Annotated in this window: 7 protein-coding genes, 1 tRNA gene and 1 pseudogene; 7 read left to right on the forward strand and 2 right to left on the reverse strand. The window is 71.5% G+C overall.

The features are described from left to right. Positions 1–11: 11 nt before the first annotated feature. On the forward strand, positions 12–893 hold the full coding sequence (locus tag LIX60_RS21895) for a TRM11 family methyltransferase (RefSeq protein WP_227960011.1): 882 nt from the start codon (positions 12–14) through the stop codon (positions 891–893). 1,559 nt (positions 894–2,452) lie between these two features. Further along, positions 2,453–2,668, forward strand: a pseudogene (locus LIX60_RS31515) (recombinase family protein); the annotation flags it as partial. Positions 2,669–3,612: 944 nt separating this feature from the next. Here LIX60_RS31515 and LIX60_RS21905 read toward each other — a convergent pair. Then, a tRNA-Arg gene (locus LIX60_RS21905) sits at positions 3,613–3,685 on the reverse strand. Between the two features lie 361 nt (positions 3,686–4,046). Here LIX60_RS21905 and LIX60_RS21910 point away from each other — a divergent pair. Then, positions 4,047–5,699, forward strand: a complete 1,653-nt coding sequence (locus LIX60_RS21910; RefSeq protein ID WP_227962859.1) for a dynamin family protein — start codon at positions 4,047–4,049, stop codon at positions 5,697–5,699. On the opposite strand, the gene LIX60_RS21915 is transcribed toward LIX60_RS21910, so the two are convergent. Then, positions 5,648–6,025 carry a hypothetical protein gene (locus tag LIX60_RS21915; protein ID WP_227960012.1) on the reverse strand — a complete coding sequence of 126 codons (378 nt, stop codon included), beginning with the start codon at positions 6,023–6,025 and terminating at the stop codon, positions 5,648–5,650. The genes LIX60_RS21910 and LIX60_RS21915 overlap by 52 nt on opposite strands. 99 nt (positions 6,026–6,124) lie before the next feature. Here LIX60_RS21915 and LIX60_RS21920 point away from each other — a divergent pair, with 99 nt between their 5' ends. From LIX60_RS21920 to ettA, 4 genes are all read left to right on the forward strand, one after another. Continuing rightward, positions 6,125–8,350, forward strand: a complete 2,226-nt coding sequence (locus LIX60_RS21920) for a GTPase (RefSeq protein ID WP_308101721.1) — start codon at positions 6,125–6,127, stop codon at positions 8,348–8,350. A gap of 211 nt (positions 8,351–8,561) precedes the next feature. Next, positions 8,562–9,089: a single-stranded DNA-binding protein gene (locus tag LIX60_RS21925; protein WP_227960013.1), complete on the forward strand. Its 528-nt coding sequence runs from the start codon at positions 8,562–8,564 to the stop codon at positions 9,087–9,089. A 286-nt stretch (positions 9,090–9,375) separates the two neighbouring features. Further along, the gene (locus LIX60_RS21930; RefSeq protein ID WP_227960014.1) at positions 9,376–10,794 is read left to right on the forward strand and encodes a Cys-Gln thioester bond-forming surface protein; all 1,419 of its coding nucleotides are present in this window, start codon (positions 9,376–9,378) and stop codon (positions 10,792–10,794) included. Between the two features lie 311 nt (positions 10,795–11,105). Beyond that, positions 11,106–12,770, forward strand: a complete 1,665-nt coding sequence (ettA, locus tag LIX60_RS21935; protein ID WP_227960015.1) for an energy-dependent translational throttle protein EttA — start codon at positions 11,106–11,108, stop codon at positions 12,768–12,770. Positions 12,771–12,772 lie beyond the last annotated feature (2 nt).

Genomic DNA, 12,772 nt, shown 5'->3' on the forward strand with positions numbered 1-12,772 from the left:
AGGAGTTGACCGTGCCCGCTCCCTTCTCGGTGTGGAACACCGCACCCACCTCGGCACCCGCTCAGCGCAAGGGCCGCTACGTCCCCGGCTCCACCGCCCACCCCGCCAAGATGCTCCCCGCCATCGCCGCCCACGCCATCCGCACCTACACCAACCCCGGCGACCTCGTCCTGGACCCCATGTGCGGCATCGGCACCACCCTCGTCGAAGCCCTCCACCTCGGCCGCCGTGCCATCGGCGTCGAATACGAACCGCAGTGGGCCGACCTCGCCAGCCACAACACCGCATCCGCCGCACACGAAGGAGGCATGGCCACCGGCACCGTGTACTGCGGCGACGCACGCCGACTCACCCAGTTCCTGCCCGCCACGCTCCGGGGCACAGTGGATCTCGTGATCACCTCACCGCCGTACGGGCCCAGCGTCCACGGACAGGTCCGCTCCACCCGGGACACCGGCGAGCGCGGCGTAGCCAAGAAGAACTACCGCTACAGCCACGACCCGGCCAACCTCGCCCACGTCTCCACCGACCAGCTCCTGGAGGCCTTCACCGAGATCCTCGCCCAGTGCCGCCTCCTGCTCCGCCCCGGCGGCACCGTCGTCGTCACCACCCGACCCTGGCGCACCCGCGGCGAACTGGTCGACCTGCCTTCCGCCGTTCTCGCCGCCGGGCGCGCGGCCGGCCTCGTCCCCGCCGAGCGCTGCGTGGCTCTCCTTGCAGGCATCCGCGACGGCGGGCTCGTTGCCCGCCCTTCGTTCTTCCAGATGAAGAACGTCCGCGACGCCCGCCGCCAAGGAATTCCTCTCGCGTTGGTCCAGCACGAAGACGCGCTCGTCTTCAACCGATCAGCTGACGCAATGGCGCTGATGGACGATGCGTCAGGTAGCGCATAAGCCGTGCTCATTGATTCCTGACGCCTTCTAAAGGCGCGGCCATGCGCCAAGAGCACACCGTCCGGGCTGACGAGGCGCGGCACGCTGCATCGGGCGGCCGCACGGTACCAGCAAAGCCCTGCGAAAGCCTTCTAGCACGTCACTGGAGAAACGCTCGGGCATGCCGTCGAGATGGTCCGTCCAGAGAACGGACCGTCCGCACCGATGCCCCACTCGATTGGGCATTCGGTCCCGCTGACCCGACGATTGCGACTCAAAGAGCAGACAGCGAACTGCTTTGGGACTCGCACCGGCTCATCATCCGTCACGCCACGGCGGGACGGATGCGCCGTGCGTTCAGGTGAACGGTCTCAACCCATGCAGGGCACTACGGACTTTCCCGGTCGCGGCCTGCCCGTGCGTACCGCGGTGCCTGAGACCGACCACCTCTTGCCTGGCCTGGTAGGAAAAAAAGAGAGGCTATCCCGTGGCAACGTCAGACTCATTTCCGTGGGGCCGCGAGGCGAAAGATCGCCCGCTTGACGACGGCCCTGAAATCGAGCGTCCATGGACGCCGGACACCCGTATCCAGTGCCCTCTGCCCGATCAACCGGGCACGGAGACTGAGCTGAAGGTGTCCGTTCAGTACGTCGCTGTCCATGGACCGGACGGGGAGGCGCTTCAGCACCGTCAGGCCGCCGCTATTCGCCGAGTACTCGCCCGTCTGCGCGCCGAGCGCACCGGCGAATTGCCCGGCATAGAAGCGGAGGCATGACGGACCGGCCGGTCCACAAGCCGCAACGGGAGCCGAAATGACGTTGGACACTACAGAGCCAGACTCGCCCTGGGCGACACCGGTCCCAGGGCTTCCCTGGTCGCCGGCATCGCCGCCAGCCGCCGCCGCACCCCCTGTCACCGTGCCGGTGGCGTGGCTGGGCCGCACCTCCGACGAGGACGCCCAGGATCCGACTCTCTCCTTGCCCCGCCAATTGCGCAACGCCCGTGCCGCGCTCCCACCCGGCTGGGTCATCGTCGCCCACTTCTACGACATCGAATCCGGTCGCAAGGAACTCGACCAGCGCGGACGCGGCACTGCCCACGAACGCTTCGCCGTCCCGGTTCCCCGCGACGGTGGTATCGCCGACCTTCTCCAGGAAGCCGGGGAACCGGGCCGCCGCTTCGCCGCGGTCATCTGCGAGTCCATCGAACGCGTGGCCCGGCGCACCTACTTCGGGACAAAGATCGAGTACGAGCTGGAGAAGTGCGGCGTCGCCCTCTGCGCCGCCGACGAGCCGATCCTTACCGATCCCCGGGCCAAGCGCGCAACCCCGACCCTGACCCGTCGCGTCAAGCAGGCCGTCTCCGAGTGGTACGTGCTGCAGATGCTGGAGCTGTCCTGGGACGGCTTCATCGAGCACACCAAGCAGGGCTGGAATGTGGGCAAGCCCCCGTACGGCTATAACGCAAACAAGGTCCCCCACCCGGTCCCGGCGCGCCGTGCCGAGGGGCGTACCAAGCACCGCCTTGTCCCCGACCCTGTCACCGGCCCTGTCGTCACAGAGATCTTCCGGCTCCGCGCGATGGACCAGCTCAGCTACCGGGCGATCGCCGACCGCCTCAACGCCGAGCCACTCCTTTATCCGCCGCCCAAACCCAACCGGGCGGACACCGCCTCCGCGATGTGGAGTGTCGCCGGAGTGCGCAGCATCCTGGAGAACCCCAAGTACACCGGCTACCAGGTGTGGAATCGCAAGGCACGAAAGAAAGGCAACCGGCGCAATCCGCTCGGCGAGTGGGTCTGGTCCCCGCAGCCCACACACGAGCCGCTGGTCACTCGCGAGGTGTTCGCCGCTGCCGCCCCCATCGGCAGGAACCGGCAGGGCTCCCGGCCTGAGCCCGGCCGCAACGCGCATCCTCAGACCAAACGCACCTACGCGTTGCGCTCGTACGTCATCTGTTCGCTGTGCAATCGCCGGATGTACGGCAAGAGCCGCAAAGGGCTGTCCTTCTACGCCTGCGAGATCGATCCGGCCCACCACCGCAATGCACCCTGGTTCCCCGCACACCCCAAGAGCGTGTGGATCGGGGAGAAGGCCCTCCTCGGCGCCGTTCACGACTTCTTCGCTGACCGAATCTTCGGTCATCGCCGCGAACTGCTTGCCACCCAGCTCGCGGAGGCGGGGGAGACGGCTCAGCATGCCGACGCCGACCGCATCGACGCCCTCCGCACCAAGATCATCCAGCTGAAGACCAAGCAGAGCCGCCTGGTGGAGGAACTCGCCAACATCGGCGAGGAGGATCCCGAGACGGCAGTCGCGTACCGCCCGAGAACCATCAGGGAGCGGTTCAACCAAATGGAGCGTGAACGCGTCAAACTTCAAAGCGAGCTCGATGCCCACGACGTGGTCCGGCAGACGGCTGGCAGGGACGCTGAGCTTCTGGGTCTGCTCCCGGAGATCGGGCGCGGACTTGGATCTCTCCCGGCCGAGGCCCAGCGTGACCTCTACGATGCCTTTCAGCTGGAGATCCGCTACGACCGGCCCCGACGCCGTGCCGTACTCAAAGTCACCCTCAGCGGTGCCACCGTCGATGAACTCTCGCGTCGTGTGCAACCGCTTACGGCTTCCACGGCTGCGGGGGCGCAGAAACCGGCCGATCGTACGGCTACGGGCCGTCGGGAGCCCGGTGGCGGGCAGGGAACCACCGGGCCGCGTGCGTCCCGTGCTTCCCATGTTCTGGGCGCCCCCGGCAGGACTCGAACCTGCGGCCAAGTGCTTAGAAGGCACCTGCTCTATCCACTGAGCTACGGGGGCCGGATGGCGGCCTCGGTGGCCTGGAGCCCCGGTGCCAGCGGGTCCGACCGCGCCGCGGGCGGTGGTGCCGGTGCCCGGAGATCGGTGGACCGTGGCCTTGCCGGGACAAGGATAGGGCTCCGTGCACCTCGTCCCGCTTGCTTCACCTCCGTGACACCTTGTGGAGGTTCGGTGAAGCGCATCCGATAATCGCAGGCAGGTGCGAATCCCGCATCGCTTTTCACGCCTCAACCGTCGGGTGTTGTGTACTCGTTATGCCTGGCCCCCGGGGGTCACAGCCGTATCACGATCTTCCGGCGCGCAGGACCGCCATACGCTTCAAAAACCCACTGAAAACGGGCATTCTTCGCATGTGGCGACTTTGGATGCACAGCCCCGACTGCTCGACGCACTGTCCGCCTTGCGCGACCGTGTCGCCGCCCTGCGCTTCCCGCTGGCCCTCCCCGGAGCCGTGCGGGCCCGGCAGAACCGGGCGGAGCTGCTGGCGCAGCTGGACGACTACCTCTTCCCCCGGCTCAGAGCCCCCGAGGCGCCCCTCCTCGCCGTCGTCGGCGGATCGACGGGCGCCGGCAAGTCCACTCTCGTCAACTCCCTGGTGCGACGGCCCGTCAGCCCCGCCGGAGTGCTGCGGCCCACCACCCGCGTCCCCGTGCTCGTCTGCCATCCCGAGGACCACCACTGGTTCGCGGGCCGGCGGGTGCTCCCCGATCTGGTGCGGGCCCGCGCGGTGCGGCAGGAAGCCGTGGAACGGAGCGGGCTTCTGCCCTACGCCCACGACCTGTTCGCCGACGAGCTGGAGGAGATCGACGACGGGGAGTGCGGCGCGGAGACCGCTCTCCGCGTCGAGACCGCGAGCAGCATCCCGCCCGGCCTGGCCCTGCTCGACGCCCCCGACATCGACTCCCTCGTCGTCCGCAACCGCGAACTCGCGGCCCAGCTGATCTGCGCGGCCGACATCTGGGTGCTCGTCACCACCGCCACCCGCTACGCCGACGCGGTGCCCTGGCATCTGCTGCGCTCGGCCAAGGAGTACGACGCGACGCTCGTCACCGTGCTCGACCGGGTGCCGCATCAGGTCGTCGCGGAAGTCTCCCGGCAGTACGGCTCGCTGCTCGACAAGGCCGGGCTCTGCGACGTCCCCCGCTTCACCGTCCCGGAACTCCCCGAGTCGGCCGGTGACGGCGGCGGGCTGCTGCCCGCCAGCGCCGTGGCCGGGCTCCGCGACTGGCTCGCCCAGCGCGCGCAGGACCCCGCCGCCCGGACGGTCGCCGCCACCCGGACGGTGAACGGCGTGCTCGCCTCGCTGGATGTGCGGGTGCCCGCCCTGGCCGCGGCCGCCGCCGCGCAGCACTCCGCCGCCGTCCGGCTGTCCCAGTGCGTCGAACAGGCTTATGACGAGGCCGCGGCGCGGGCGCGGGGTGAGCTGGCCGCCGGCGCGGTTCTCGCCGGTGACGCCCTCGCCCGCTGGCGCGGCTATCCCTGGCACAGCGGCCCCGGGGAACTCCTGGAAGCCTGCTCCGACAGCCTCGCCGCACACCTGTGCTGTGCCGTCATCCAGGCCGACGAACGCATGCGCGAGAACTGGCGGCGCGACCGGTCCGCCGGAGCCGGTCCGCTCCCCGAGATGACCGCCCGCGCGGCCGGTTCCGCCGACCGGATCGGCGTGGCCGTACGGCGCTGGTCCCGCTGCGTCGAGGAACTGGCCGAGGAGGAGGCCGCCCTGGTGGAGCGTCCGGGCACCGCCGACCCCGAGCATGTGGCCGCGCTGCTGGCCGTGGCGCTCCTGGGCGGCGGCCGGTCCCGCACGGCATCGGACCGGCTCGCCCGGATGCTGGGCGACGACGCGGCCCTCCGGCTGCGTGGCCGGGGGGAGCAGCTCCTCACCGAGTGCGGGGAACGCACCCTGCACGGCGAACGCGACCGGCGGCTGGCACCGCTCGACGAACTCCACCTGGCACCCGATCACCAGGCGGGTCTGATCGCCGCGTTGTCCGTACTGCAGAAGGAGAGGTGACCGGCATGGCCTTCGCCGCCGACCGCCCCGAGGACGCCGACCATCCGCTGTCCGGCACGGACACCGCCGAACCCCGCCCCGCGGAGCACGCGCCCCCGCTGCTGCCGACCGCGCGGGCGGAGGAGGCCCGGCGGCCGGGCCCGGCCGCCGGTGAGGACGCCGGCCCGGGCCCGGGACCTCGTCCGGATCCTTGCGCGGCGGCCGGCCGTGAGGAGGGCAGCGAGCCGGACTCGGACACCGGCACGGGTGCGCGTGCGGGTGAAGGCGAGGGTGCGGGTGCGGGTGCGGGTGCGGGTGCGGACGAGGATGCGGATGCGGATGGACATGCGGAGCACCGCAGCGCCGGGCGCGGCGCGGATAACTCGAACACCCGCACGGACGGCGCCGAGAGGGACACGGCCACGGCCCATGGGGACGGAGCCCGCGTGGGAGGCGCCCCGTCCGGTCCGGAGGACGACGCGGCCGGGGCCGCCCCCACGGCGCCGGAACCCGCACCGTCCGCGCCGCCGGGTGAGGAGCACCGGTACGGGACGGAGCCCGGCCCCGCCCGGGAGCGCACCCCGGAACCGCGGGCACTCGAAGACCTGGCCTGGAACGACGGGTTGATCGCCCGCCGCGCACCCTGGGCGCGCGTCACCCGGACCGCCCGTCCGTTCGACATCGAGCGGATCCGCCCGGACGACCGCCCGGAGGACACCGCCGGGGGCAGCGAGGACGCCGCCGGGACCCGGGGCGAGACCGATCCGGCGGCCGGACCCGGGAACCCGGCCCGGGCCGGGAGCGCCGGCCGGAGCGACAGCGCCTCCGCGGCGCAGGGCCCCCCGGCCGCTCCGGTACCGCCGCCTCCGCACGCCGGATTCAGCCGCACCCTGCGCACCCGGCTGGAGGCCCTGCGGGAGCTCGTCGGGCTCTCCGCCGCCCGGCTCGACGCGCACACCCTCGCGGAGGCCGGACATGTGCTCGACGAAGCCGTGGCCCGGCACCGGCTCTCGCTCGACCACACCGTCGTGGCGCTCGCGGGAGCGGGCGGAAGCGGCAAGTCGACCTTGTTCAACGCCCTGGCCGGCGCCCCGGTCTCCGAGGCGGGCATCCGCCGTCCGACGACCACCGCGCCGCTGGCCTGCACCTGGTCGGACGGCGCCGACGGCCTTCTCGACCGGCTCGGCGTACCGTCCGCGCTGCGCCGCCGCGCGCCGCGCCACACCCACGAGCAGTGGCCCGGGCTCGTACCGGGCCCGCAGCCGGGTGACGCGGGCGGCCCCGCCCCCGGCCTGGACGGGCTGGTCCTGCTGGATCTGCCCGACCACGACTCGGCCCTCCCCGGGCACCGCCGCCAGGTGGACCGGCTGCTCGGCCTGGTCGACGCCGTGGTGTGGGTCGTCGACCCGGAGAAATACGCGGACGCGGTGCTGCACGAGCGCTATCTGCGCCCGCTGGCGGGCTACGACGAGGTCACCTTCGTGGTCCTCAACCAGACCGACCGGCTGCCCGGCGACGCGGCACACCGCGTCCTCCACGATCTGCGGCGGCTGCTGGACGAGGACGGCCTGGCCGTCGGCGAGCACGGCGAGCCGGGGGCGGTGGTGCTGGCGCTCTCGGCGCTGACCGGGGAGGGCGTCGGCGAACTGCGGGAACAGCTCGCGCGTTTCGTGGCGGCCCGCACGGCGGCCGAACGCAGACTGGCCGCCGATGTGGACGGTGCCGCGGACCGGCTCGCTCCGGTCTGCCTCGCCGAAGGCTGGACCGGGCTCTCCGCGCCGGGGCGCGAGGAGTTCGAGGACCGGCTGGCCGCCTCGGTCGGCGCCGCGGCCGCCGGACAGGCCGCCGAACGCGCCTGGCTGAGCCGGGCGGAACAGGCGTGCGGAACCCCGTGGACCAGGCTTCGCCACCGGCGCGCGGCCGGGCGGTCACCCGTTCCCCCGGCGGCGGCGATGCCCGCGGCGGACGGCCCGGCAGCCGGTCCCGCGCCCGGAGCGGACGCCGTGTGTCCCGGGCCGGACGCCCCGGTCACCGTCCCGGCGGCCGCCGCGGAAGCCGGCACCGCACCGGACACCGGTACGGGAACGGACACGGGTACGGGAACGGACACGGGTACGGGCAGCGGGGAGCCGGGGGCGCGGGCCGCCCGCGCCGTGGTGGAACAGGCCGTGCGGACCCTGGCCGGTGACGCGACCGCCGGTCTGCCGGAGGCCTGGGCCCGCGCGGTGCTGGACACCGCCGTGAGCGGGACCGAGGGGCTGGCGGAAGCCCTCGACCGGGCGGCCGTCCGGCCGCTGCCCGGTGTCAGGCCGGCCCGGCCGCGCTGGTGGGCGGCGGCCTCGGCCGGCCAGTGGATGCTGCTGGTGCTGCAAGCGGCCGCCGCCGTATGGCTGGTGGCAGTGCTGACGGCCGGTCCGGCCGGCGACTGGCCGCGGCCGGCGCTGCTGCTGGCCGCCGCCTCGCTCTGCGGTCCGCTGCTCGCCCGCGTCTGCCGGCTCGCGGCCCGGGGCCCGGCCCGCCTCCACGGCCGGGACACGGAGCGGTGGCTGCGCGACGCGTCCGCCGCCTGCGGCCGGTCCCGGGTCCTGGAACCGGTGGCCGCGGAACTGCTGCGCTACCGCGAGGCGCGGGCCCAGCACGCCGTCACCGCGGGCAGCCCCGGGCGTTTGTAACGTCCGGTCATCTTCCGCAAGACCCCTCCCGGGTGAGCCCGTTGTCCACAACCGGTGAGTACTCCACAGGTCCGAGCGGACTCCGGCGGAGGCGGCCACGATGACTGCCCTACGGACCGGCTGCCCCACGGAGACCGGTGCCGCAGCGACCGTACGAGTGGGACGGACCGCCAGGAGAGCGGGCCGCGGAGACCAGGGGAGGGCGGATTCGATGAACGAGACCGTGCTGACGGTGACGGGCAACGCGGCGACGCGGGTGGACTGCTGGGAGGCGGCGGACGGGCTGATGGTCGCCCGCTTCCGCCTGGCCGCCACGGCGCGCCGCTGGGACCGGCAGCGTGAGGCCTGGACGGACGGGCACACCAGTTTCTTCACGGTGTGGACGCGCCGGACGCTGGCCGCGAACGTCGCCGCCTCGGTGACCGTGGGCGAACCGCTCATCGTGCGCGGCCGGCTGCGGGTCCGTGAACAGGAACACGAGGGCAGGCAGCGGCTGTCGGCGGACATCGACGCGACGGCGGTGGGCCACGACCTCTCACGGGGCACCTCGGCGTTCCACCGGGTGTCGCGCTCCGTCCCGGAGCTGACGGCCCGTCGCGCCGCCGTGGCGCAGGGGCCGCCGGGCGCTCCACCGGGGCCGGCGGCGGGAGCACCGGCGGGAGTACCGGGAGCGGAGCCGGCGGGCGGTGGCCGGCCGCGGGGGAACTCCTCGGCCCCGCGCTCGGGCACCGCTCCCTGAGTGCCCGGATTGGGGGACTGTCCCAGTCCTTCCGGTGATCTGTTCCGGTCGTGGGGGGTGTGCTCCGAATGCGCCGTGAATGCCCGTGCGAGAGCAAGCAGATTTGTCGATAATCCCAGGTCAGAAACGCGTTCCCGTATAACGATTCCGCTTCGGAACGCTTATCGGATGAACTGGCCGGTCATCCGGTCACACTTCCTTCCTAAGATCCCCTGCGTAGCCACGGGGGCTTACAGGTTTGACCGCGAGGCGCTCCCAAGGCTGCCTCGCTCGGAGGGGAAATTTCATGATCTCTGTACGCAGGCGGGGCTCTGCCCGCCTTGCCGCCGCGGTTCTGGCCTCCGGCCTCGTCGCGGCGGGTGCGATAGCCACCGCCGCACCGGCTGTCGCGGACGACACCGTCCCGTTCGAGGGTGGTGTGACCGCCACCCTCAACGGCCTCGAGGTGTTCGATGACGCCGTCATCACCCACAAGGACGGCAAGAAGCAGAAGGTGGGCGCCGGTCTCTTCGGGATGACCGTCAACGGCGGCGGCAGCCTGCAGACCTACTGCATCGACATCGCCAACCCCACGCAGAAGAAGGCCCAGTACGAGGAGAAGTCCTGGGACCAGACCTCGCTGCACAACAACGCCGACGCGGGCAAGATCCGCTGGATCCTGCAGAACTCCTACCCGCAGGTGAACGACCTCGCCGCGCTGGCCAAGGCCGCCGGTGCCGGCAGCCTCACGGAGAAGACCGCCGCGGCCGGCACCCAGGTCGCCATCTGGCGCTACTCCGACCAGGCGAACGTCGAGGCCAAGAACCCCGAGGCCGAGAAGCTCGCGGACTACCTGGAGAAGTCGGCGCAGAACCTGGAGGAGCCGAAGGCGTCGCTCATCCTGGACCCGCCGGCCGTCTCCGGCAAGCCCGGTGACCGCCTCGGTCCGATCAAGGTGCAGACGAACGCCGAATCGGCCACCGTCGAGCCCGGTGCCGCCGCGGCCGACGTCAAGGTCGTCGACAAGAACGGTCAGCCGGTCACCAGCATCGCCAACGGCGGTGAGCTGTTCTTCGACGTGCCGACCGACACCCCGGCCGGCTCCACCTCGCTGAACGTCAAGGCCACCACCAAGGTCGAGGTCGGCCGCGCCTTCGCCAGCCCGACCAAGAGCCAGACCCAGATCCTGGCCGGCTCCAGCGAGTCCACCGTGACCGCCACCGCCACGGCGGAGTGGGCCAAGACCGGTGCCGTCCCGGCCGTCTCGGCCACGGAGAACTGCACCAAGGGCGGCGTGGACGTGACCGCGTCCAACGAGGGTGACGAGCCGTTCACCTTCGAGCTCGGCGGTCAGAAGCACACCATCGAGGCGGGCAAGTCCGAGACCGTCACCCTTCCGGTGAAGGAGGACCAGGCCTACAAGTTCACCATCACCGGTCCGAACGGCTTCGAGAAGACCTTCGAGGGCGTGCTCGACTGCGAGACCGTTGGCACCGACGACGGTCCCGTGCCGTCCTCGGAGCCGAGCCCGGCCACGGCCGGCGGTTCCGGTGACGAGGCCGGCGACGCCGACTCCGACGCCCCGGCCGGTGAGGGCGACCTCGCCGAGACCGGCAGCAGCAGCGCCACCCCGGTGATCGCGGGCGTCGCGTTCGCCCTGGTGCTGGCCGGTGGAGCCACCGTCTTCCTCCTCCGCAGGAAGAAGGCCGCCACCGCGGGTGAGTGACCCCGGACGCGCCGGCCGCAGGCCGGGCCGGCGCGGTGCGCACCCTCTGCGGTGACCTGTGAAAAACCCGAGTGAAGGGCCGGAATCCCCAGGGATTCCGGCCCTTCGCCATGCCCGGGCCGCTCCGGACCGGGCTCCCGTCCCGCAGCCGTCCGGCCCTCCGGGGCGCGGGAGGTGCCCCGCGGGGCCCGGTCCCGCCACCGCCCCGCCGCCCGGCGCGTCCGCGACGCGGACAACGGGTTTCCGGTCGGGAGCGGCGGTACGGCAAGATGGGTGTACCCACCCACCCATCGATTGCCGGACGGTTTCTCTTGGCTGAGTTCATCTACACCATGCGCAAGACGCGCAAAGCGCACGGCGACAAGGTGATCCTCGACGACGTCACGCTGAGCTTCCTGCCCGGCGCGAAGATCGGCGTCGTCGGCCCGAACGGCGCCGGCAAGTCGACGGTTCTCAAGATCATGGCCGGGCTGGAGCAGCCGTCCAACGGCGACGCCTTCCTCACCCCCGGCTACAGCGTCGGCATGCTCCTCCAGGAGCCCCCGCTGGACGAGACCAAGACCGTGCTGGAGAACGTCCAGGACGGCGTCCGCGAGACCATCGACCAGCTCCAGCGGTTCAACGAGATCGCCGAGCAGATGGCCACCGACTACTCCGACGCGCTGCTCGAGGAGATGGGCAAGCTCCAGGAGAAGCTCGACCACGCGAACGCCTGGGAGCTGGACAGCCAGCTGGAGCAGGCCATGGACGCCCTCGGCTGCCCGCCCGGCGACTGGTCCGTGACCACCCTCTCCGGCGGTGAGCGCCGCCGCGTCGCCCTCTGCAAACTGCTGCTGGAGGCCCCCGACCTGCTGCTGCTCGACGAGCCCACCAACCACCTGGACGCCGAGTCCGTCCAGTGGCTGGAGCAGCACCTCGCCAAGTACAAGGGCACCGTCGTGGCCGTCACCCACGACCGGTACTTCCTGGACAACGTCGCCGAGTGGATCCTGGAGCTCGACCGCGGCCGCGCCATCGCCTACGAGGGCAACTACTCCACCTACCTCGACAAGAAGGCCGCCCGCCTCAAGGTCGAGGGCCAGAAGGACGTCAAGCGCGCCAAGCGCCTCAAGGAGGAGCTGGACTGGGTCCGCTCCAACGCCAAGGGCCGGCAGGCCAAGTCCAAGGCCCGTCTCACCCGTTACGAGGAGATGGCCGCCGAGGCCGAGAAGACCCGGAAGCTGGACTTCGAGGAGATCCAGATCCCGCCGGGCCCGCGGCTGGGCAATGTCGTCGTCGAGGTCGAGAAGCTCAACAAGGCCTTCGGCGACAAGGTCCTCATCGAGGATCTCTCCTTCACCCTGCCGCGCAACGGCATCGTCGGCGTGATCGGCCCCAACGGAGCAGGCAAGACGACCCTGTTCAAGATGATCCAGGGCATCGAGACGCCGGACTCGGGCTCGATCAAGGTCGGCGAGACGGTCAAGATCAGTTACGTCGACCAGAACCGCGCCAACATCGACCCGAAGAAGACCCTCTGGGCCGTCGTTTCCGACGAGCTGGACTACATCAACGTCGGCCAGGTCGAGATGCCCTCCCGGGCCTATGTCTCCGCCTTCGGCTTCAAGGGCCCGGACCAGCAGAAGCCGGCCGGCGTCCTCTCCGGCGGCGAGCGCAACCGCCTCAACCTGGCGCTGACCCTCAAGCAGGGCGGCAACCTGCTGCTCCTCGACGAGCCGACCAACGACCTCGACGTCGAGACCCTCTCCTCGCTGGAGAACGCGCTGCTGGAGTTCCCCGGCTGCGCCGTGGTCGTCTCCCACGACCGCTGGTTCCTCGACCGCGTGGCGACGCACATCCTCGCCTACGAGGGCGACTCCAAGTGGTTCTGGTTCGAGGGCAACTTCGAGTCGTACGAGAAGAACAAGATCGACCGGCTCGGCCCGGAGGCGGCCCGTCCGCACCGTGCCACGCACAAGAAGCTGACCCGGGGCTGAGT

Source organism: Streptomyces sp. S07_1.15, from assembly GCF_020739505.1.
Taxonomy (GTDB): Bacteria; Actinomycetota; Actinomycetes; order Streptomycetales; family Streptomycetaceae; genus Streptomyces; species Streptomyces xinghaiensis.

Coding starts and splice junctions, on each gene's coding strand:
- LIX60_RS21915 (WP_227960012.1), bottom strand. CDS start 6,025: ATGTCCATCCGCATCCGCATCCTCGTCCGCACCCGCACCCGCACCCGC.
- LIX60_RS21925 (WP_227960013.1), top strand. CDS start 8,562: ATGAACGAGACCGTGCTGACGGTGACGGGCAACGCGGCGACGCGGGTG.
- LIX60_RS21930 (WP_227960014.1), top strand. CDS start 9,376: ATGATCTCTGTACGCAGGCGGGGCTCTGCCCGCCTTGCCGCCGCGGTT.